24 protein-coding genes are annotated in these 19,800 nt (G+C 55.1%); 23 read left to right on the plus strand and 1 reads right to left on the minus strand.

Annotation, left to right across the window (positions count from 1 at the left end):
- Nucleotides 1-16: 16 nt before the first annotated feature.
- From FNL37_RS05345 to FNL37_RS14135, 14 genes are all read left to right on the plus strand, one after another.
- On the plus strand, nt 17-472 hold the full coding sequence (locus FNL37_RS05345; RefSeq protein WP_015830420.1) for a sigma-E factor negative regulatory protein: 456 nt from the start codon (nt 17-19) through the stop codon (nt 470-472).
- Nucleotides 472-1,440 (plus strand): MucB/RseB C-terminal domain-containing protein, encoded by a 969-nt coding sequence (locus FNL37_RS05350; protein WP_015830419.1) that lies wholly within the window; start codon nt 472-474, stop codon nt 1,438-1,440. Before FNL37_RS05345 ends, FNL37_RS05350 begins: the two co-directional genes overlap by 1 nt.
- A gap of 202 nt (nt 1,441-1,642) precedes the next feature.
- Nucleotides 1,643-3,064, plus strand: a complete 1,422-nt coding sequence (locus tag FNL37_RS05355; RefSeq protein WP_015830418.1) for a DegQ family serine endoprotease — start codon at nt 1,643-1,645, stop codon at nt 3,062-3,064.
- A gap of 267 nt (nt 3,065-3,331) precedes the next feature.
- Nucleotides 3,332-5,125, plus strand: a complete 1,794-nt coding sequence (lepA, locus tag FNL37_RS05360) for a translation elongation factor 4 (protein WP_015830417.1) — start codon at nt 3,332-3,334, stop codon at nt 5,123-5,125.
- Nucleotides 5,122-5,868 carry a signal peptidase I gene (lepB, locus tag FNL37_RS05365; protein ID WP_013442560.1) on the plus strand — a complete coding sequence of 249 codons (747 nt, stop codon included), beginning with the start codon at nt 5,122-5,124 and terminating at the stop codon, nt 5,866-5,868. Before lepA ends, lepB begins: the two co-directional genes overlap by 4 nt.
- Nucleotides 5,869-5,880: 12 nt before the next feature.
- The gene (locus tag FNL37_RS05370; RefSeq protein ID WP_013442559.1) at nt 5,881-6,252 is read left to right on the plus strand and encodes a DUF4845 domain-containing protein; all 372 of its coding nucleotides are present in this window, start codon (nt 5,881-5,883) and stop codon (nt 6,250-6,252) included.
- Between the two features lie 5 nt (nt 6,253-6,257).
- Nucleotides 6,258-6,932, plus strand: a complete 675-nt coding sequence (rnc, locus tag FNL37_RS05375) for a ribonuclease III (protein ID WP_013442558.1) — start codon at nt 6,258-6,260, stop codon at nt 6,930-6,932.
- Between the two features lie 14 nt (nt 6,933-6,946).
- Nucleotides 6,947-7,849, plus strand: coding sequence for a GTPase Era (gene era, locus FNL37_RS05380; protein WP_159355389.1), 903 nt, complete (start codon nt 6,947-6,949; stop codon nt 7,847-7,849).
- A gap of 138 nt (nt 7,850-7,987) precedes the next feature.
- Nucleotides 7,988-8,713, plus strand: coding sequence for a DNA repair protein RecO (gene recO / locus FNL37_RS05385; RefSeq protein WP_159355390.1), 726 nt, complete (start codon nt 7,988-7,990; stop codon nt 8,711-8,713).
- Between the two features lie 52 nt (nt 8,714-8,765).
- Nucleotides 8,766-9,497 carry a pyridoxine 5'-phosphate synthase gene (pdxJ, locus tag FNL37_RS05390; protein WP_159355391.1) on the plus strand — a complete coding sequence of 244 codons (732 nt, stop codon included), beginning with the start codon at nt 8,766-8,768 and terminating at the stop codon, nt 9,495-9,497.
- 37 nt (nt 9,498-9,534) lie between these two features.
- Entirely contained in the window at nt 9,535-9,915 is a 381-nt protein-coding gene (gene acpS / locus FNL37_RS05395; RefSeq protein ID WP_013442554.1) for a holo-ACP synthase, read from the plus strand.
- Nucleotides 9,915-10,901 (plus strand): hypothetical protein, encoded by a 987-nt coding sequence (locus FNL37_RS05400; protein WP_159355392.1) that lies wholly within the window; start codon nt 9,915-9,917, stop codon nt 10,899-10,901. The genes acpS and FNL37_RS05400 overlap by 1 nt, the downstream gene beginning before the upstream one ends.
- 3 nt (nt 10,902-10,904) lie before the next feature.
- The gene (locus FNL37_RS05405; protein WP_211371944.1) at nt 10,905-11,735 is read left to right on the plus strand and encodes a tRNA threonylcarbamoyladenosine dehydratase; all 831 of its coding nucleotides are present in this window, start codon (nt 10,905-10,907) and stop codon (nt 11,733-11,735) included.
- A 10-nt stretch (nt 11,736-11,745) separates the two neighbouring features.
- Nucleotides 11,746-11,907, plus strand: a complete 162-nt coding sequence (locus FNL37_RS14135; protein ID WP_159355393.1) for a DUF2256 domain-containing protein — start codon at nt 11,746-11,748, stop codon at nt 11,905-11,907.
- A 69-nt stretch (nt 11,908-11,976) separates the two neighbouring features.
- On the opposite strand, the gene FNL37_RS05415 is transcribed toward FNL37_RS14135, so the two are convergent.
- Nucleotides 11,977-12,234: a hypothetical protein gene (locus FNL37_RS05415; protein WP_159355394.1), complete on the minus strand. Its 258-nt coding sequence runs from the start codon at nt 12,232-12,234 to the stop codon at nt 11,977-11,979.
- A 156-nt stretch (nt 12,235-12,390) separates the two neighbouring features.
- Here FNL37_RS05415 and htpG point away from each other — a divergent pair, with 156 nt between their 5' ends.
- The 9 genes from htpG to FNL37_RS05460 all read left to right on the plus strand — a co-directional run bounded on the left by htpG (nt 12,391) and on the right by FNL37_RS05460 (nt 19,681).
- Nucleotides 12,391-14,277 (plus strand): molecular chaperone HtpG, encoded by a 1,887-nt coding sequence (gene htpG / locus FNL37_RS05420; RefSeq protein ID WP_159355395.1) that lies wholly within the window; start codon nt 12,391-12,393, stop codon nt 14,275-14,277.
- A gap of 185 nt (nt 14,278-14,462) precedes the next feature.
- The gene (locus FNL37_RS05425) at nt 14,463-15,950 is read left to right on the plus strand and encodes a choice-of-anchor I family protein (RefSeq protein WP_015830404.1); all 1,488 of its coding nucleotides are present in this window, start codon (nt 14,463-14,465) and stop codon (nt 15,948-15,950) included.
- A 152-nt stretch (nt 15,951-16,102) separates the two neighbouring features.
- The gene (locus tag FNL37_RS05430; protein WP_013442547.1) at nt 16,103-16,381 is read left to right on the plus strand and encodes a hypothetical protein; all 279 of its coding nucleotides are present in this window, start codon (nt 16,103-16,105) and stop codon (nt 16,379-16,381) included.
- A 31-nt stretch (nt 16,382-16,412) separates the two neighbouring features.
- Nucleotides 16,413-17,030 (plus strand): 30S ribosomal protein S4, encoded by a 618-nt coding sequence (gene rpsD, locus FNL37_RS05435; protein WP_013442546.1) that lies wholly within the window; start codon nt 16,413-16,415, stop codon nt 17,028-17,030.
- A 270-nt stretch (nt 17,031-17,300) separates the two neighbouring features.
- The gene (gene hemP / locus FNL37_RS05440) at nt 17,301-17,435 is read left to right on the plus strand and encodes a hemin uptake protein HemP (RefSeq protein WP_202943907.1); all 135 of its coding nucleotides are present in this window, start codon (nt 17,301-17,303) and stop codon (nt 17,433-17,435) included.
- A 9-nt stretch (nt 17,436-17,444) separates the two neighbouring features.
- Nucleotides 17,445-17,687, plus strand: coding sequence for a hypothetical protein (locus FNL37_RS05445; protein ID WP_013442544.1), 243 nt, complete (start codon nt 17,445-17,447; stop codon nt 17,685-17,687).
- On the plus strand, nt 17,677-18,459 hold the full coding sequence (locus FNL37_RS05450; protein ID WP_238525292.1) for an energy transducer TonB: 783 nt from the start codon (nt 17,677-17,679) through the stop codon (nt 18,457-18,459). The genes FNL37_RS05445 and FNL37_RS05450 overlap by 11 nt, the downstream gene beginning before the upstream one ends.
- A gap of 56 nt (nt 18,460-18,515) precedes the next feature.
- Nucleotides 18,516-19,259, plus strand: coding sequence for a MotA/TolQ/ExbB proton channel family protein (locus tag FNL37_RS05455; RefSeq protein ID WP_159355397.1), 744 nt, complete (start codon nt 18,516-18,518; stop codon nt 19,257-19,259).
- Complete coding sequence (locus FNL37_RS05460; RefSeq protein ID WP_015830400.1) at nt 19,256-19,681, plus strand: ExbD/TolR family protein; 426 nt, start codon at nt 19,256-19,258, stop codon at nt 19,679-19,681. The genes FNL37_RS05455 and FNL37_RS05460 overlap by 4 nt, the downstream gene beginning before the upstream one ends.
- Nucleotides 19,682-19,800: the final 119 nt, after the last annotated feature.

The following is a 19,800-nucleotide window of genomic DNA, read 5'->3' on the forward strand; positions in this document are numbered from 1 at the left end:
GTAACAGGAGAAAGTAATGAAAGATCAAGTTTCTGCTCTCGTTGACGAAGAGCTGTCTCTGGAAGACTCCGAGTATCTATACACGGCCATTCGGTCCAGCGAAACCCTGTCCGATTCCTGGACCACATACCACCTGATTGGGGATTGCATGCGTGGCAGTCCCATTTTCAAGGCGGATTTGACCGATCGCATCATGCAGCAACTGGAACAGGAGCCGGTGGTACTGGCTCCCAAGGCCAAAAAAGCGGTCTACAAGACGCCTACACTCTGGTCGGTCGCTGCTTCGGTGGCTGCCGTCATGTTTGTCGGCTGGATGGTATTGCAACAACAGGTGCAAACACACGGCGAAGCTGCACCTGCCGAAATCGCACAGAATGTCGCCTCCGAGTATCTGCTGGCCCATCAGTCCATGGCCCCAAGCAACTCCGCTTATTACATTCAGCCTGCGTCTTACTCTGAAAGCGAGAAGTAATGAAGCGTGGGGTGCTGGGTTTTTTGCTTGTCAGCCATGTTGCGCTTGCAACAGCGGCGGGAGAAGCCACTGGTGACCCCTGGATGGTCTTGCAAAAGGCAGCTCAGGCTGCCCGCGAGCTGAGTTATCAAGGCGTATTTGTTTATCAGTCTGGCACTGGTTCACGCTCGGTACAGATCACCCACATGAATTACGGGCAGGGCGAGTATGCCCGCATTGTGGTGCTGGATGGCACTCCGCGCGAGGTATTGAGCCAGGGCCGCGATGTGGTGATTTTCAGCCCACGCAATGAGAAAGTTGTCATCGAAAAGCGCCGGGGGCAGAATATGTTCCCCGCCGTTTTGCCGTCCAACCTGGATGCGATCAAGTCCAGCTATGACGTCAAGTTTGGCGGCACGGAGCGTATAGGTGGGCGGGATGGCCAAATGGTGATTCTCTCCCCCAAGGATAAATTCCGTTATACCTACAAGTTCTGGGCAGACCGTGAATATGGCCTGCTCCTGAAATCGATGTCAGCGAACGAACGCAACGAGCCTATGGAGCAATTTGCGTTCAACCAGCTGACCTTGATGAATAGCCAGAAAATGGACTGGTTTCAACCTAATGTCAGTCCGGAAAAGCAGTATGTCATGGAAGAATCCGGGGCGGGCCGCTCCGAACCGGTCGAGGCTATTACCTGGACGGTAGAACAGCTTCCTTCTGGTTACCGGAAGGTCGACGAAATCACACGCCTGGTCCCAGGCAAGCCAGCACCCGTTACCCAGATCGTCTATTCCGATGGTCTTGCGTCCGTGTCGCTGTTTATCGAGCCTTTGCTCAAAGGCATGGCACCCAAAGTCGGGCATAGCGCTTTTGGCGCCACCCATTTCTATGCCAATGTCCTTGAGGGACACCAGGTTGTGGTGGTGGGGGAAGTCCCCGAAGCTACCGTAACCCAGATCGCCAACACCATTCATTTCAAGAAATAACTCCCGTATGGATTTTCCTTGCAGCATGCAGTGCCAGCGCGGCAACGCGTGTTGCTGCCATGCTGCTTATCCATGCGTGATCGATGCATCTTTATCTAGTGTTATTAGGGGAACAGGCATGACGGCGCGATGTCTTCAACCATACGTGGCTCATGCCTGAGGTATGACTGTCATTTAACCGATGTATGAATGAGGTGTATGCATGCTTAAAAAATTAATCGCCACTTGCGCGATCCTTATTACAGTGTCAGGAACTGCGTCGGCCAAGGATTTGCCCGACTTTACCGAGCTGGCGGAAAAGCAGGGGCCGGCGGTGGTCAATATCAGTATCACGCAGGTGATGCATGGCCAGGCAGAAGGCACGGTGCCATTTCCCGGCATGCCGGATGATCCGGCGCTGGGCGAATTTTTGCGTCGCTTCGGCATCCCCGGCATGCCAGGCCAGGGTAACGGCGCTCCGCAACAGGATTACAAATCGCAGTCGCTGGGTTCGGGCTTCATCATCAGCAATGATGGTTATATCCTGACCAATGCGCATGTGGTTAATGAAGCCGACGAAGTGCTGGTGAAGTTGTCCGACAAGCGCGAATTCAAGGCCAAGATCATAGGCTCTGACCGTCGTACCGATGTAGCACTGATCAAGATTGATGCGACCAACCTGCCCAAGGTGACCATCGGCGACCCCAATCAGCTGAAGGTTGGCGAATGGGTAGCGGCCATCGGCTCACCGTTCGGTCTGGAAAACACCATGACTGCCGGTATCGTCAGCGCCAAGGGCCGTGCCTTGCCGCAGGAAAACTTTGTTCCTTTCATTCAGACCGACGTGGCAATCAACCCAGGTAACTCGGGAGGTCCGCTGTTCAATCTGCGTGGCGAAGTGGTGGGCATCAATTCCCAGATATACAGCCGTAGCGGTGGCTCCATGGGCCTGTCATTCTCCATCCCGATTGATGTGGCGATCGATGTGTCCAACCAACTGAAAGCCAACGGCAAGGTGACCCGTGGCTGGCTGGGTATCGGCATTCAGGAAATCACCAAGGATCTGGCAGATTCATTCGGCATGAAGAGCACCAACGGTGCGCTGGTTGCGGGTGTGGAAAAAGGCGCTCCTGCAGAGAAGGGGGGTCTGGAAGCGGGCGATGTCATCGTCAAGTTTGATGGCAAACCTGTACTGACTTCCTCTGACCTGCCGCGTATTGTTGGCGCTACCAAACCTGGCAAAACCGTGCCGGTAGAAGTCTTGCGCAAGGGTAGCACCAAGACCCTCAACATCACCGTGGGCGAAGCACCTACTGAGAAAGATGGCGTTGCGCCAACGCCCAAAGGCTCGGCCAAACCAGAAGTGAACCGTCTTGGCCTGGTGTTGCGCGAGCTGACGCCAGTGCAGAAGCGCAAACTCAGTGGCAAGAATGGCCTGCTGGTGGTAGATGCGCAGGGCGCTGCTGCTCAGGCAGGCATACGCCGTGGCGATGTGGTGCTTGGTCTTAACAACACCGAAGTGCAGAGCCTGGAGCAGTTCAACAAGCAACTCGCTGGTGTCGCTAGTGGTAAAACCGTGGCCTTGCTGGTACAGCGCGATGACAACACCTTGTATGTACCATTGAAGCTCGCTGCGGATAAATAGCCGTGATCAGCAGTGCTATTAGGCCTGCTTTACGGTAAAATCACGTACTAGTGAATGTAAGAGGGCGCTTCGGCGCCCTTTTGCTATATTCGCGGCAGGCTGAATCAGTTATGCCGCGAGCAGGCTTGCTGATTTGAAACAGGCTGAAAGTCCCGACCGGCAGCGCTTTCCGCACGCCGGTACTGGTGGCGGCCGAGCGGTCTGACCTCAGTGTCGATCAGGCTTGGACGCATGGACTTTCCTCGCTATATATTGCAAACGGACCTCATGAAAAATATTCGTAACTTTTCCATCATTGCCCACATTGATCACGGTAAATCCACGCTGGCTGACCGCATCATTCAGCTGTGCGGCGGTCTTTCGGATCGCGAAATGGAAGCGCAGGTGCTGGATTCCATGGATCTGGAACGTGAGCGTGGCATTACCATCAAGGCGCAGACTGCAGCCCTGCAATACAAGGCGCTGGATGGCCAGATCTACCAGCTTAACCTGATTGATACCCCAGGGCACGTCGACTTCTCCTATGAGGTGAGTCGTTCGCTGTCTGCCTGTGAGGGGGCCTTGCTGGTGGTGGATGCATCGCAGGGCGTGGAAGCGCAGAGTGTGGCCAACTGTTACACCGCGATTGATCTCGGTGTTGAGGTGACAGCGGTACTGAACAAGATCGACTTGCCCTCGGCAGACCCTGAGCGCGTGATTCAGGAAATCGAGGACGTGATTGGCGTGGAAGCCACCGATGCCGTGCGTTGCTCGGCCAAGACCGGCGAAGGCGTGCGCGATGTGCTGGAAGCCGTCGTTGCTCGTATTCCGCCACCTGAGGGCGATCCAACCAAGCCATTGAAAGCGCTGATCATCGACTCCTGGTTTGATAACTATGTGGGCGTGGTGATGCTGGTGCGCGTGATTGACGGTACGCTCAAGCCCAAAGACAAGATTCGCATGATGGCCACACGGGCCGTGCATCTGTGCGAGCAGGTCGGTGTGTTTACCCCCAAGTCACGCCAGAAGGAATCCTTATCCGCGGGTGAAGTGGGGTTCATTATTGCCGGTATCAAGGAACTGACCAGTGCCAAGGTAGGCGATACGGTGACCCTGGCCGACAAGCCTGCTGCCGAAGCGTTGCCTGGCTTCAAGGAAGTAAAGCCGCAAGTGTTCGCGGGTTTGTATCCGGTGGAATCCAATCAGTTTGAAGCCTTGCGTGATGCGCTGGAAAAACTGCGCCTGAATGACGCCTCGCTGCAATTCGAGCCGGAAAACTCCACTGCCCTGGGCTTTGGTTTCCGTTGCGGCTTCCTCGGTCTCTTGCACATGGAAATCGTGCAGGAACGGCTGGAGCGCGAGTACGACATGGACCTCATTACCACGGCGCCTACCGTTGTGTATGAGCTGTTGCTGAAAAACGGTGAGGTTGTGCAGATCGAGAATCCATCGCGCCTGCCTGAGCCCTCGCGCATCGATGAAATCCGCGAGCCGGTGATCAACGTCAACCTGCTGATGCCACAGGATTATGTGGGCCCGGTAATGACGCTGTGCAATGGCAAACGTGGCGTGCAGCGCAATATGCAGTACATGGGCCGTCAGGTCATGCTGAGCTACGAGATGCCGTTGAACGAAGTGGTGCTCGATTTCTTTGACAAGCTGAAATCCGTATCGCGTGGCTATGCATCCATGGATTACGAATTCCTCGAGTTCCGTGCGGCCGATCTGGTCAAGCTGGATATCATGGTCAACGGTGACCGCGTGGATGCGTTATCCCTGATTGTGCACCGCGCCAACAGTATCTACCGTGGTCGCCAGTTGTGTGCCAAGATGCGCGAGCTGATTCCGCGCCAGATGTTTGATGTGGCAGTGCAGGCGGCCATTGGCGCCAACATCATTGCCCGTGAAACCGTGAAAGCCATGCGTAAGAATGTGCTGGCAAAATGCTATGGCGGCGATATTACCCGCAAGAAAAAACTGCTTGAGAAACAAAAAGAAGGTAAAAAACGCATGAAGCAAGTGGGCAATGTGGAAATTCCACAAGAAGCATTCCTGGCGATTCTGAAAGTAGAAGACAAATGATGTTCGCACTGTTTATGGTGGTTATCCTGGCTGTCACCGGCCTGATCTGGTTGCTGGATATTCTGGTGCTGAAAAAGCGTCGCCCGGCAGGCAAGGCAGACCCGGTACTGGTGGAATATTCCAAAAGCTTTTTCCCGGTGATTCTGGTGGTGTTCATGATCCGCTCCTTCGTGGTCGAGCCCTTCAAGATTCCATCCGCGTCCATGATGCCTACCCTGATCGCAGGCGACTTCATCCTGGTGAACAAATTCATCTACGGCCTGCGCGTGCCTATTCTTAACAATACCTTTCTCGAGATCCGCCATCCGCAACGTGGCGAAGTGTTCGTGTTCCATTATCCAAAGGACCCGTCGATTGATTACATCAAACGTGTGGTCGGCGTGCCTGGCGACAAGATTGCCTATCGCGACAAGCAGCTCTACATCAATGGCAAAAAGCTGGATGTGAACTACGCGGATGACTACCAGTATGTAGGCTCCGGCCTCAGCATGGTGGTGACCAAGCGTTACCAGGAGCAATTGGGCGAGCACAAGCACGATATCCTGCTGGAAGAAGAAAAGCCCTCGCTGGATGGCGAAGTGGAAGTGCCGCCAGGGCATTACTTTGCCATGGGCGATAACCGCGATAACAGTAATGACAGTCGCTTCTGGGGCTTTGTGCCGGAAGAGAATCTGGTCGGCAAGGCGTTTTTCATCTGGTGGAATTTTGATAATTTCGGCAGAATTGGCAACACCATCAACTAGGGGCTGATCAACATGAACCGTCAACGTGGTATTACCTTTATCGGGCTGGTGCTGCTTATTGCCGCGGGGCTGTTCGTGGTCATGGTAGGCATGAAGCTGACGCCTGCCTATGTTGAATATTTCACCATCAAGAAAACGCTGAAGAAAATCAGCCAGGAGCCTGGCTTTGAGAGCATGAGCCGCAAGGAAATCATGGATGTCTATACCAAGGCGGCGATGATAGACGAGATCGGCGATGTGAACGCCAAGGATCTCGTGGTGGGCAAGAATGCGGCTGGTCAAAACACGGTGTCCATTGATTACCAGAAAGTGATCCCGATTATCGCCAATGTCAGCGTGCTGATTGATTTCACCGCCTCTACCGATGCTTCGGCATCGCCCTGATCCGGATGTCACAAACCGGACTGGAACGGCTGCTAGGCCATGATTTCACCAATGGGCAACTGCTGACGCAGGCACTGACCCATCGCAGCCATAGTGCGCGTAACAACGAGCGTCTCGAATTCCTCGGCGATGGTGTGCTGAACTGCATTATCGCCAACCAGCTTTTCCAGCGTTTTTCCAAACTGCCAGAAGGCGACCTCAGCCGTTTGCGCGCGCATCTGGTCAAGGAGCCAACCCTCTGCGAGATTGCCCAGCGCCTGCAACTGGGTGACATGCTGAAACTGGGCGAGGGCGAATTGAAAAGCGGCGGCTGGCGTCGTCCTTCCGTATTGGCCGATGCGCTGGAAGCCATTATCGGCGCAGTGTTTCTCGATGCTGGTTTTATTGCCGCCGAAGCGCTGGTGGTCAGGCTATACACGCCTTTGCTCGAAGCCATAGACCCCAAATCCATAGGCAAGGATGCCAAATCCCTGCTGCAGGAATACCTGCAAGGCCGCAAGATCGCCTTGCCCGAATACACCGTGACAGCCACCGAGGGCGAGGCGCATTGCCAGTTGTTCAAGGTGGATTGCACCATCCCCAAACTCAAGCTGGTCACCCATGGTGAAGGCTCCAGCCGCCGCGCGGCCGAGCAACAGGCCGCCGAGCGTGCCTACCAGCAACTTACAGCTACCTCGTAGCGAAAAGACTTTATATGACCACTGAAAATACTCCTGCTTCTCCCTTTCGCTGCGGTACCGTGGCGATTGTGGGCCGTCCCAACGTCGGCAAATCCACGCTGCTCAACCACATTCTCGGGCTCAAGCTCAGCATTACCTCGCGCAAGGCGCAGACCACGCGCCACCGCCTGCTGGGCATTCATACTACCGACGATACCCAGTACCTATTTGTGGATACGCCCGGGTTCCAGCAAAAGCATGTGAATGCCCTGAACCGCAGTCTGAACAAGACCGTGACGCAGGTGCTGGCCGAGGTGGATGTGGTGCTGTTCGTGATCGAACCCATGCATCTGGGGGATGCTGATCGCCTGGTGCTGAACATGCTGCCGCGCAACAAGCCGGTATTGCTGGTGGTCAACAAGGCTGACCTGATGGGCGACAAGGGCAACCTGCTGCCGCTGATCCAGGATTTTGATCTGGAATTCCCGTTTACTGCCATCGTGCCCGTCAGCGCCAAGAAAAACCTGTATCTGGATGAACTGCTGCAGGCGGTGCGCCAGCATCTGCCAGAGCAGGAGGCCATTTATGGCGAAGATGAGCTGACCGACAAGAATGAGCGTTTTCTGGCAGCCGAACTTCTGCGTGAGAAAGCCTTCCGCTTCCTGGGCGATGAAGTGCCTTACAGCATCGCTGTTGAAATTGAAAAATTTGAAATGGAAGGCAATCTGCGCCGCATTCACGCCGCATTTATTGTCGACAAGGAAAGCCAGAAGCCCATGCTGATAGGCAAGGGTGGCGCCAAGCTCAAGCAGATTTCCACCGAAGCGCGTCAGGACATGGAAAACCTGTTTGGCGGCAAAGTCTGGCTCGAAACCTGGGTCAAGGTCAAAGGCGGCTGGGCGGATGATGAGCGTGCCCTCAAGTCCCTGGGCTATTGATCGTCATTGATGATCAATCCCCCCGGCATTGCCGCCAAGCGGTGACTGCCTCGGTGTACGCAGGCCTGCGGGTTGCGGATGCCCGGTGTGGTGGTTGCCTCTGAATCCATCTGATTTTATTCGCAGTTAATTCTTCTTATGGCCGTCCTCCACAAACAAGACAATCAGCCGGTGTATGTGCTGCATACCTATCCTTTCAAGGAAACCAGTCTGGTGGTGGAGCTGTTCAGCCGCGATTTTGGTCGCGTGGCGGCAGTGGCAAAAGGCGCGCGCCGTCCGCGTTCCGCCATGCGCGGCATGCTGCAATCCTTTCAACCCCTGCTTGCCACCTGGTCAGGCAAGGCGGAGCTGAAGACCCTGCATAGCCTGGAGTGGGGCAGTGGCCTGCTGCTGTTGCAGGGCGATGCCCTGATGTGCGGCTTTTACATGAACGAGCTGCTGCTGCGCTTGCTGCCGCGTGAGGATAGCCACGATGCGCTGTTTGCTTACTACGGGGATACCTTGCGTACCCTGTCGCAGAGCGCCGAGCATGCCACCAGCCTGCGCCGCTTTGAGCTGCGCATGCTGCAGGAGATGGGCTATGCCGTACCCCTGCTGAACGATGAGCGCGACCAGCCGGTCGAGGCGGAGCGCATCTATGAATACGTAGCCGAGCGCGGCGCCTGCACCGGTGCCACTCCACTGCCTGTGGCCAATCGCGTACAATTGCGTGGCAAAACCCTGCTGGACATGGCGCGGGATGATTACGCCGATAGCCAGACCCAGCAGCAAAGCAAGCAATTGATGCGCATGCTGCTGGCGCATTATCTCGGTGACAAGCCGCTGCATACGCGGCAGTTGCTGATCGACTTGCAAGGCCTGTAGTGCCGGGCAGCCCAGGCTGTCTCTTACTGTCATCAATGAAAGTTACTCCATCATGATTAAACTCGGGGTCAATATTGACCATGTCGCCACGCTGCGCCAGGCACGCGGCACCCAGTACCCCAGCGTGGTGCAAGCCGCGTTGCGCGCGGAAGAGGCGGGCGCTGACAGCATCACTATTCATTTGCGTGAAGACCGCCGCCATATTCAGGATGCGGATGTGTTTGCCTTGCGGCCCTTGCTGCAGACCAAGATGAATCTGGAAATGGCGGTGACCGAAGAAATGCTGGGCATTGCTTTGCAGGTGAAACCGCAGGATGTCTGCCTGGTACCAGAGCGGCGTGAAGAGCGCACCACCGAAGGGGGCCTGGAAGTAGCAGGCAATCTGGCGGCGGTGAGCCATGCCTGCCAGGTGCTGCGCGATGCGGGCATTCGCGTGTCATTGTTCATCGCCCCTGATATTGCGCAGATTGATGCCGCCAAAGCGGCAGGTGCTCCGGTGATTGAAATCCACACCGGGACCTTTGCCGATGCAGAAACACCGGAAGAGCAGGCCCATGAACTGGCCCGCGTTCAGGCCGCTGTTGCGCATGGGCGCAAGCTGGGCCTGGTGGTCAACGCCGGGCATGGCTTGAATATTCACAATGTGCATTTGATCGCGGCGATCCCGGGTATTGAAGAGCTGAACATCGGACACGCCATTGTGGCGCATGCCATTTTTGTCGGTTGGGAATACTCGGTGCGTGAAATGAAAGCCTTGATGCTGCAGGCGGCCAAAGCCGAATGATCTGCTCCCAGCATTTGCCGACGCAGCAGGGCGCGCAATGATCTTCGGCATAGGTACCGATATCGTTGAGGTATCGCGGATTGAGGATTCGCTGGCGCGCTTTGGCGATGCATTTGCCGAGCGCATACTGACCGCGGCCGAGTATGATGAGTACCTTGCGAGCAAGACCCGTGCGCGGTTTCTCGCCAAGCGCTTTGCCGCCAAGGAAGCCTTTGCCAAGGCACTGGGGACCGGTATTCGCGGGCCCGCGGCGTTTGAGAATATTGGGGTCGGCCACGATGAGCTGGGCAAACCCATATTGGTGCTGGCGCAAGAATTGCAAAGCTTGCTCGATGCCAAAGGCATCGTGCACAAACATTTATCAATCAGCGATGAAAAAGCCCTGGCGGCTGCGTTTGTCGTTTTGGAAAAGGCGTGATGGTGAATTCTCGATTACTCAAGCTGGTGTTTTTCCTGCTGTCCCTTGGTCTGGTCATGCCAGCTCAGGCGGCCAACTGGAATCTCCTAGGCGAAAGCAGCTTTGGCAAGCATTACATTGATATCGGCACTCTGGAGTGGGAAGCCAGCAAGACCGCATTCACCATCAGTACCCGCGTAGTGCAGCCTGACAGCGCCGAGTGGCTGACGACCATACGCGTGGACTGCAAGGACAGCAGCTATGCCTATCTGAGCGGCAGCAAAACCCAGGATGGCCAGGTGCTGAGCGAATTTGAGACGCCCAAGCCGGCCAGCGCCATTGTGCGTGATTCCATGCCTGACCAGCTGAAAGGCAGTTTCTGTGGCGTGCGCTCCATTGCAGGTCAATGGGAGTCCATAGGCAAAAGCAAGGTATCCGAAGTCTTTTACAATCGGCAATCCATCAAGCAATACGCCGACGGCAGCCATTTCATGGTCGATACCCGGGTCGTGCCTTTCGATAAAAGCCAGGAAACCCTGAGCACACTGTCGTTTGATTGCGATGCCAGCTCCTTTATCATGACTCGCATGAGCACGCTAAAGGATGGCAAGCTGACGCAGGTGTTCGACAAGCCCAAGCCCACGACCATGGTCAGCAAAACGGCGACGCTGGAAGCCTTGTCGCAGAAATTCTGCGTGGAAATCCCCATTATCAATGACTGGCAGCAACTGGACGTGGGGGGCAAAAGCCGCTTGTACCTCAGTAACCAGAGCGTGCGCTGGAATACCGACCGCAGTTTCTTCTCCATCATGCTGAAGTCGACCTATGACGAGGGTAGCGAAATGCTCAACCATGTGTCGATTGATTGCGATAAAAACACCTCGACCTTTCTTGGCGGCACGCTCAAGGTCAACGATGTGATCGAAAACCTCGGTGCCGAGCCGCCCAAGACCATCCTGGCCAACACCCCGTTTGCCACCATCAAGCGCCTGTATTGCGGGCAGTAGGCCATGGCATTGCGTTCGTCTACCAACCAGTCTGATGCCGGACAGGGCGCAATCCCTGATACGCAGGATGTGGATATGGAGCGACGCTTTGGTGGCGTGCGGCGTCTGTATGGCGCAGAGGCGCTGGCGCGTTTTCAGGCGGCGCATGTCTGCGTGATCGGCATAGGCGGCGTCGGGTCCTGGGCCGCCGAGGCGCTGGCGCGCAATGCGATTGGCCGTATCACGCTGATTGACCTCGACAACATCGCTGAATCCAATATCAATCGCCAGCTGCATGCGCTGGATGGCGAGCTGGGCAAGGCCAAGGTGACGGCCATGGCGGAGCGCATCCAGCGGATTAATCCATGGGCGCAGATAGTGCAGATAGAGGATTTTGTCACGGTGGAGAATGTAGACGCCATGCTGGGGCAGGGCTTTGATGGCGTGATTGATGCGATTGATGATGCACGCGCCAAAGTGGCGATTGCCGCCTGGTGCCGTCGCCACAAGCTGCCACTGGTTGTGACAGGTGGTGCTGGTGGTCGCCTGGATCCCACCCGTATTCGCCATGCTGATCTGGCCCAGGTGCATGGAGATCGACTGCTGGCCAAGGTGCGCAACAGCCTGCGACGTGATCATGGCTTTCCCCGCGCGCCTTCTGGCAATAAAGCCCCGACCAAATTTGGCATTCCCTGCATTTACTCCGATGAACCCATCCAGAAACCGGATGCAAGCTGCGAGGCGGATGGCGGGCTGAGCGGCCTTAATTGTGCCGGCTATGGCTCCTCCGTTTGCGTGACTGCGCCATTTGGCATGGCCGCTTCCGCGCTGTTACTGAAGCTTCTCTCGGCCTGAGGCATGCACCTTGCCTTCCAGGGAATTCAAAGGCAATAAGGCCTACCTCCCCAGCAAACCCTGCGTGCAATGTGGCCGCACCATGACCTGGCGTAAAGCGTGGGAAAAAAACTGGGATAGCGTCAAATACTGTTCAGATGCCTGCCGCCGCGCGGCTAAGAGCAAGGGCTGAAAACCCAAACGACCCGCTGCTCGGCGCATTACCAAGTCTGGCTCAGACAATCCGCAGGCTTAATGCCCGCTAACGCTGAATTTCGGATTCGTATTCCGGAAAGTAGCGCGCAATCACGGAAAGATCAAAGCTGCGCAGGATGCTGGTGTTGGATTCACGCGCCAGCAAAAACTCGAAGGAGCGCTTGACCAGCGACACGGTGTCTTCATCTTGCCGCGCCAGTTTTCGGGCATATTCCGGCTGTACCGTGACCACATGCGTGGTTGTTGAGCGGCTGGTCACTTCCACTTCAAACTTGCTATTGTCTAGCGGTTTTACCTTGATCATGTTTGCTCCCCGGCTGTCCTGCGTCAGTTTAGCAAAATCGCACTTGAAAATATGACGAATGCCCCAAATTTATAAGCACGTTTTTATGCATGTATGAACCCTGATTTCATACAGCCTGCTTCTTACCAACACCAAAGTTTTACCATGGGAGTTTATATGTCGACCGACACCATTCAAAAAGAAACGCTAGGTTTTCAGGCCGAAGTAAAACAACTGCTGCAGTTGATGATTCATTCGCTCTACAGCAACAAGGAAATTGTGCTGCGCGAGCTGATCTCCAATGCCTCGGATGCGGCAGACAAATTGCGCTTTGAGGCGCTGTCTGACAACAGCCTGTATGGCAATGACAGTGATTTGAAGATTCGTGTGTCCTTTGATAAGGATGCCCGTACGCTGACGATTTCGGATAACGGTATCGGCATGAACCGCGCTGAAGTCATCAGCAATATCGGCACCATTGCCAAGTCTGGTACCAAGGAGTTTTTCCAGTCGCTGACCGGCGACCAGGCCAAGGATGCCAATCTGATTGGTCAGTTTGGCGTGGGCTTTTACTCGGCATTCATTCTGGCTGACAAGGTCACCCTGATTACCCGCCGCGCGGGCAGCGATGAAGCGGTGAAGTGGGAATCGGCAGGCGAGGGCGACTACACCCTGGAAGCGGTTGAGAAAGCTGGCCGTGGCACCGATATCATCCTGCACTTGCGTGAAGGTGAAGATGAATTCCTGAATGACTGGAAGCTGAAGAGCATCATCCGCAAGTATTCCGACCATATCACGCTGCCCATCATCATGAAGAAGTCGGAGTGGAAAGATGGCGAGCAGGTGCCGACCGATGAGGATGAAACCGTGAACAAGGCGTCTGCCTTGTGGGCGCGTGCCAAGAGCGATATCAGCGACGAGGAGTACCAGGAGTTTTACAAGCATGTATCGCATGACTTTGAAAACCCGCTGGCCTGGAGCCATAACCGCGTAGAAGGCAAGCAGGAATATATCTCGCTGCTGTATGTGCCGAGCCGCGCGCCGCTGGACTTGTACGACCGCGAGCGCAAGCATGGCATCAAGCTTTACGTGAAGCGCGTGTTCATTATGGACGATGCGGAGAAACTGATGCCGCAATACCTGCGCTTTGTACGCGGGGTGATCGATAGTGCGGATTTACCACTGAATGTGTCGCGCGAAATCCTGCAGTCCAGCCGGGATATCGACAATATCAAGGCCGGTTCGGTGAAAAAGGTATTGGGTCTGCTGGAAGATCTGGCAGAAAACAAGCCGGAAGAGTATGCCGGTTTCTGGAAGGAATTTGGCCGCGTGCTGAAAGAGGGCCCGGGCGAAGATTTTGCCAATCGCGAAAAGATCGCAGGCCTGCTGCGCTTTGCTTCCACCCATGCCGATACCGATGCGCAAGTGGTGTCGCTTAAGGATTACATCGGCCGCATGAAGGAAGGCCAGGACAAGATTTACTACATCACGGCAGATAGCTTCGCAGCCGCCCAGCATAGCCCGCACCTGGAAATCTTCCGCAAGAAGGGCATTGAGGTCTTGCTGATGTCTGACCGCGTGGACGAGTGGATGCTGTCCAGCCTGACCGAGTTTGATGGCAAGGCCTTGCAATCAGTGGCGAAGGGCGACCTCGATCTGGGCAATCTGGAAGATGAAGCCGAAAAAGAGCAGCAGAAGAAGGTGGAAGAAGAAGCGCGTGATCTGATTGAGCGCGTGAAAACGACACTGGGCGAACGCGTGAAGGAAGTGCGCGTAACGCACCGCCTGACCGATTCCCCGGCTTGTCTGGTGGCCGGTGAAAACGATCTCTCGGGTAATCTGGAGCGGCTGCTTAAGGCTGCCGGACAGAAAACGCCGGATAGCAAACCTATCCTGGAAGTGAATCCTGAGCACAAGCTGGTTGCCAAGCTCAAGACCGAGTCGGATGACGGCCGTTTTGCCGACCTGGCAAACCTGCTGTTTGATCAGGCTTTGCTGGCAGAAGGCGGGCAACTGGAAGACCCGGCCAGTTTTGTGCGTCGCATGAATAGCCTCATTAGCTAATACATCGCGCACAGTGATGATCCCCAATGCCCCGCTTGTCGGGGCATTTTTATGTCTGCAATCCTTTGTAACTGCTCGGTTTCATCATCCTGTCACACATCATCTTTACATTTATTAACATTGCCTGTTGCACGCAGGCATTGAACACACACACCAATTACACACCTAATAACAAGGATGGGAAGATGAAAAAGAAACTGATCACACTGGCGGTTTCCGCCCTTTGCCTGCCGGCGATGTCGTACGCTGCAGACGCGCTGAGTCTGAGCAAACTCTGGACATATAACCACGCATCCACCGGCGTGGCTGGTCAAACCTCTGAAATTTCCGCCTATGACAAGATCACCAACACGGTATGGGTGGCTGGTATCAATGGCGTTGATGTCTTGAACGCGAGCAGCGGCAGTCTGGTGCAGCATATTGATACGACCGCCTATGGATCGATCAACAGTGTAGCCATTCATAATGGCCTGGCCGCTTTCGCCATCGAGTCCACCGTGGATCGTACCGCCCCTGGTGTGGTCAAGCTGTTTGATACTTCCAGCCGCGCGCTGACTTCCGGCGTGAACTCAATCACAGTTGGTGCCTTGCCTGACATGCTGACCTTTACAGCGGATGGCTCGCGTCTGCTGGTGGCCAATGAAGCCACGCCGACCAACTATGCAGGATATGATCCTGCTGGCAGTGTCAGCATCATCAATATGACATCACGCAGTGTGATCACAAATGCTGGCTTCACCGGCGTACCGACCACCGGCAGCAACATCCGCACCAATACGGGCATGGATTACGAGCCCGAGTATATTGCGGTGAACAAGGCAGGCACAAAGGCCTACGTATCCCTGCAGGAAGCCAACGCGATGGGTGTGCTGGATCTCAAGACCAATAGCTTCAGCAGTGTGATTGGTCTTGGCACCAAGGATTTCAGCCAGGTTGGCAACTGGATCGATCCCAACCATAAGGATGGCAAGGTTGAACTGCGTGCCAGCGACGTGAAGGGTCTGTACCAGCCAGATTCAATGGCAGCGTATGAAGTGGGTGGCAAAACCTTTATCGTGATGGCGAACGAAGGGGATACCCGTGAAGATGACGGCGACAAGGCGCGCGTAAAAGATGTTCCAGCTCTGAAAGCATCTGCACCGGCAGATTTGAAAGAGCTGAATATTTCTGTGCCGGATTCCACCCCGGGCAATCTGGTCACCTTTGGTGCTCGTTCCTTCTCGATTCGCGATGCTTCTGGCGCCATTGTGTTTGATAGTGGCAATCAGCTGGATGCCAAGGCCATTGAGCTCGGCATCTACGATGATGGTCGCAGCGATGACAAGGGCGTAGAGCCAGAAGGTGTTGCCTTGCTCGAACTGGGGGGCCGCACCCTGGCCTTCATCGGTCTGGAGCGCACCCTGAAAAGTGCGGTGGCGATTTATGACATTACCGACCCCAGCAAAGCCAGCTTTCTGGATATGATCGTGACCGATGGCGATGTCGCGCCTGAAGGCCTGATGACCTTTGTGCGTGATGGCAAATACTATCTGTCGATTGCCAACGAAGTCAGTGGCACGACCAGTCTTTACAGTATTTCTGGTGTATCGCCAGTGCCAGAAGCCCAGACCTACGGTATGCTGCTATTGGGGATGGGGCTGATGGGTTTTGTGACATATCGTCGTAAAGTCTGATTTCCCGGAGATTGCCGCGCTAGAAACACAAGCCACCGCAGTTGCGGTGGCTTTTTTATTTGGGGCGGTTTTACCCTAATTTTCATGATGCGTGTTGACTTAACAAATGCGAATCATTATCATTATTAAAACTTGGTTAACAAGGATAGTCCGTGAAACCCAAAGAAGCGATATTTGATCCAGAATTGCCGAATGCGAATGCCGTGCTGGCTTCGCTGTGCTGCGTGACGGCGCGTTATGCAAGTCATCCATCGGCTGAGCTTGCCGAGCTGGCCCTGGATCTTTCACGCAAGCTGACTGCTCCGCAATATGCCGAATCCAAACTGGTATCGGAAGTGGCCCAGCGGCTGATGCGCGACTGGGAGGCGATTGCTCATGAGCAGCATGCCATGCAGGCGGTGGTCGTGCCTGGCAGTCGTCATCTGCAATAAAACTAACATTATCGATATCGGAGTATAGAGTATGTCCCGTTTTACCGGCCCTCGTCTGAAAGTCATGCGCGCATTGGGCGTCGATCTGCCAGGCCTTTCCCGTAAAAGCATAGAGCAGCGCCCAACGCCGCCTGGTCAGCATGGTGCCAAGGCTGTGCGCCGCAAGAAATCAGATTTTGGCATCAAGCTGATGGAAAAGCAGAAGCTGCGTTTCAACTACGGTTTGTCCGAGCGCCAATTGCGCCGCCTGATGGTGGATGCGCGCCGTGGCAAGGCACCTACCGGTGAAACTTTGCTGCAGTTGCTGGAACGTCGTCTGGATAACGTGGTATTCCGCGCGGGCTTTGCTCCTACCATTGCAGCCGCCCGCCAGCTGGTATCGCATCGTCACCTGCAATTGAATGGCAAGGTGGTAAGCATTCCTTCCATTCGGTTGCGAGTAGGGGATGAAATTAGCCTGAAGCCTGCGAGTGCGCAGATTCCCATTGTGAATGAAACACTTAAAGATATGCCCTTGATTCGGCCTGAGTGGCTGAGTTGGGATGATACACAGCGCGTTGCCCGTATCGCGCATTTGCCTGCTGCTGAAGATGTGCCATTCCCCGTGGATGTGCAGCAGGTAGTTGAGTATTACGCCAACAGACTCTAGTTCTGCTGGTTGTTCCTGGTCTCCTCTCTCGGTCGTCGTTGCTGGCGGCCGTTTTTTTAGGGAAAAATTCCCTGTTCTCATGGCTATTCAAGGTGAATAATCAATTGTAAAATTAGGCTTGACCGTCTAATTGAGAATCGTTATCATTTGTTTTATCCTGAGTGACTAGGCTCAGGTTCAATTATTTCAGGTTCAAGTGAGGGTCATATGACAGCGACGACATTGTTAACAGATGCACCTCGAGGAGCGGATGCCGGTGTGCAAACGTCCATGACGAACGCGAAACTGCGTCAGCTCGACAGCAAGGAGCTGTTTAATGGGCAACGCGAACTGGAGATTGCGCACGGCGATCAAACCTATCGTCTGCGGCTCACCCGTCAGGGCAAGCTGATTCTGACGAAGTAAGGAGTTCGCATGAAACCGGAAAATCCTTGTAAGCGCATTGTGCTCGCGGGTAACGAAGGCTGCAGGATATTATTCTGCGAAGAGTGCAATGTGGCTGAGCTGGAAGTAGGTGCGCTTAGCCTTAGGCTGGACATGCAGGCGTTTGGCTCCCTGGCAGAATTGCTGCAGGAGGGCGCAGCCAGAATGGCTATATTTAATGCTGTACGAGAAAGAAACGATGCAATGATGAATGGGGTAGGGAATGTACACTGAAATGAGGCTGGTAAAGCCTTCATTCCAACCAGCGCAAGCGCCGATTGCCATGATCCGTGGCCTCAAGCCGCGCGGTGGCAACCAGGGTGGGCAAACACCATCGCGTGCTTCGTATTCGGCCTTGCTGGCGGTATTGCTGGCCCATGCCGCGATCTTTGCCGCAGTGGTCTGGCTCAAGCCAGAAGAGGTGCGCATCGAGCAGCCGGATACGCCTATGGTGGTCAATCTCGTGAGCGACCCCAAGTCCATCACTGAAGAGCCGCAACCCGAACCCACTCCCCCCAAGCCGGTCGTCAAGATTCAAAAGCAAAAGCCGGTCAAACAGCAAATCAAGCCCACGCCCGAACCGCAGCCACAAGTGGCTGAACCTCAGCCTGCTGCCCCGGTAGAAGCGCCGCGCGCAGTAGAGGAGGCCAAGCCTACGCCCCCACCACCGCCAGCCGAGATCGTGGAAAAAGCACCACCTCCACCGCCACCTGAAACCCATGAGCCAGAACTGGTGACGGGCGTCGCTTACCTGTATGAGCCTGAGCGCAAATACCCCACGCTCTCCAAGCGTTTGAAAGAGGAGGGCAAGGTCAAGATGAAGGTGCGTATTTCAGCCACTGGCATGCCGGAAGACATTCAGCTGCTGGAACGCTCCGGATTTGAACGACTGGACAATGCGGCGGTGGAGTGGCTGAAGGCAGCCCGCTTCACGCCGTATCGCAAGAATGGCAAGGCGGTAAGTGTGTACGCGATTGTGCCGATGAGCTATTCGCTGCACGACTAGTCAGAATATTGTCAAAAGCACCATTATTATTTAGTTAAAACAAGAAGGAATATTGCATGCAAAGCGGTTACGAGTTTAATAGTCTGGCCTTTATTACCGATGGCGGCGTGGTTTCCATCACCGTTGCACTCTGTCTTCTGGTCATGTCCGTCGCCAGCTGGTACCTGATTATCGTGAAAGGCATCCAGTCCCTGCGCCTGCGTGCAGCGTCGCGCAATTACAGTCAGCGTTTCTGGGATGCCAGCTCGCTGGAAGTTGCTATCCGTGAAAACGGTGTCTCCACTCCGATGTCGCGCCTTGCCAATCAGGCAGTCGAAGCCGCAGAACATCATCAGCGTCACGCTTCCAAGCGCTTGGCTGATGCCTGCAATCAGGATGAATTTGTCGCACGCAGCATGCGTCGCGTTATCAGCGATGAGGGTGCGCGGCTGGAAAACGGCTTGACCATCCTGGCATCGGTCGGCAGCGTGTCACCCTTCGTTGGTCTGTTTGGTACCGTATGGGGTATTTACCACGCGCTGGCCAGCATCAGCATGAGCGGTCAGGCGACCCTGGATAAGGTGGCAGGCCCGGTAGGTGAAGCGCTGATCATGACGGCATTTGGTCTGGCCGTGGCGATTCCTGCAGTGCTGGCTTACAACGCGCTGGTGCGCAACAATCGCGTGCTGATGGCGCAACTGGACAGCTTTGCCAACGATCTGCATGTGCTGCTGACCACGGGTGCTCCGCTGACTCATGGCAATACGCCAGGAGAAAGCGCACTAAAGCCCCAAAGTCACCTTAAAGAGGTGACAGCATGATAGGTTCAGGCAACGGTTTTGGCTCGGGCAGCCATTCTGCCCCGATGGCCGAGATTAATACCACGCCGCTGGTGGATGTGATGCTGGTGCTGCTGGTGATCTTCATCATCACCGCGCCTTTGCTGACCCACGCTGTACGCATTGACTTGCCGCAAGCCAGCAGCCAGCCTCTTCCAGAAAAACCCGAGTCCTTCACCATCTCGATTGATAACGCCGGGCAGATTTACTGGAACGATACCCCGCTGGTAGAAGGCGAGCTGGTGCTCAAGCTGGAGCAGGCTTCCAAGAAAGAGCCGCAGCCTGATATCAATCTGCGTGCCGACAAGGAAACCCGCTACGAAGTCATCGCCAAGGTGATGGCAGATGCCAAGAATGCGGGCGTGCAAAAGCTGGGGTTTGTTAGCGAGCCTGCTGCAAACTAATCTCTGTCTGCTGTCTCTTGCATTAACAAAACCCCGTCTCTTGACGGGGTTTTGCTTTTGGGCTGTCCACATTCGCACATTAAACGGGCTTGTTTTTTGCTAGACTAGATGACAAGTCG

The sequence above is a fragment of the Methylovorus glucosotrophus genome, assembly GCF_009858335.1.
Taxonomy (GTDB): domain Bacteria; phylum Pseudomonadota; class Gammaproteobacteria; order Burkholderiales; family Methylophilaceae; genus Methylovorus; species Methylovorus glucosotrophus.

What these genes read in the sequence shown, in the direction of transcription:
- FNL37_RS05345 (WP_015830420.1), top strand. Translation starts at nt 17, where the DNA reads ATGAAAGATCAAGTTTCTGCTCTCGTTGACGAAGAGCTGTCTCTGGAA.
- FNL37_RS05350 (WP_015830419.1), top strand. Translation starts at nt 472, where the DNA reads ATGAAGCGTGGGGTGCTGGGTTTTTTGCTTGTCAGCCATGTTGCGCTT.
- FNL37_RS05355 (WP_015830418.1), top strand. Translation starts at nt 1,643, where the DNA reads ATGCTTAAAAAATTAATCGCCACTTGCGCGATCCTTATTACAGTGTCA.
- lepA (WP_015830417.1), top strand. Translation starts at nt 3,332, where the DNA reads ATGAAAAATATTCGTAACTTTTCCATCATTGCCCACATTGATCACGGT.
- lepB (WP_013442560.1), top strand. Translation starts at nt 5,122, where the DNA reads ATGATGTTCGCACTGTTTATGGTGGTTATCCTGGCTGTCACCGGCCTG.
- FNL37_RS05370 (WP_013442559.1), top strand. Translation starts at nt 5,881, where the DNA reads ATGAACCGTCAACGTGGTATTACCTTTATCGGGCTGGTGCTGCTTATT.
- rnc (WP_013442558.1), top strand. Translation starts at nt 6,258, where the DNA reads ATGTCACAAACCGGACTGGAACGGCTGCTAGGCCATGATTTCACCAAT.
- era (WP_159355389.1), top strand. Translation starts at nt 6,947, where the DNA reads ATGACCACTGAAAATACTCCTGCTTCTCCCTTTCGCTGCGGTACCGTG.
- recO (WP_159355390.1), top strand. Translation starts at nt 7,988, where the DNA reads ATGGCCGTCCTCCACAAACAAGACAATCAGCCGGTGTATGTGCTGCAT.
- pdxJ (WP_159355391.1), top strand. Translation starts at nt 8,766, where the DNA reads ATGATTAAACTCGGGGTCAATATTGACCATGTCGCCACGCTGCGCCAG.
- acpS (WP_013442554.1), top strand. Translation starts at nt 9,535, where the DNA reads ATGATCTTCGGCATAGGTACCGATATCGTTGAGGTATCGCGGATTGAG.
- FNL37_RS05400 (WP_159355392.1), top strand. Translation starts at nt 9,915, where the DNA reads ATGGTGAATTCTCGATTACTCAAGCTGGTGTTTTTCCTGCTGTCCCTT.
- FNL37_RS05405 (WP_211371944.1), top strand. Translation starts at nt 10,905, where the DNA reads ATGGCATTGCGTTCGTCTACCAACCAGTCTGATGCCGGACAGGGCGCA.
- FNL37_RS05415 (WP_159355394.1), bottom strand. Translation starts at nt 12,234, where the DNA reads ATGATCAAGGTAAAACCGCTAGACAATAGCAAGTTTGAAGTGGAAGTG.
- htpG (WP_159355395.1), top strand. Translation starts at nt 12,391, where the DNA reads ATGTCGACCGACACCATTCAAAAAGAAACGCTAGGTTTTCAGGCCGAA.
- FNL37_RS05425 (WP_015830404.1), top strand. Translation starts at nt 14,463, where the DNA reads ATGAAAAAGAAACTGATCACACTGGCGGTTTCCGCCCTTTGCCTGCCG.
- rpsD (WP_013442546.1), top strand. Translation starts at nt 16,413, where the DNA reads ATGTCCCGTTTTACCGGCCCTCGTCTGAAAGTCATGCGCGCATTGGGC.
- hemP (WP_202943907.1), top strand. Translation starts at nt 17,301, where the DNA reads ATGACGAACGCGAAACTGCGTCAGCTCGACAGCAAGGAGCTGTTTAAT.
- FNL37_RS05445 (WP_013442544.1), top strand. Translation starts at nt 17,445, where the DNA reads ATGAAACCGGAAAATCCTTGTAAGCGCATTGTGCTCGCGGGTAACGAA.
- FNL37_RS05450 (WP_238525292.1), top strand. Translation starts at nt 17,677, where the DNA reads ATGTACACTGAAATGAGGCTGGTAAAGCCTTCATTCCAACCAGCGCAA.
- FNL37_RS05455 (WP_159355397.1), top strand. Translation starts at nt 18,516, where the DNA reads ATGCAAAGCGGTTACGAGTTTAATAGTCTGGCCTTTATTACCGATGGC.
- FNL37_RS05460 (WP_015830400.1), top strand. Translation starts at nt 19,256, where the DNA reads ATGATAGGTTCAGGCAACGGTTTTGGCTCGGGCAGCCATTCTGCCCCG.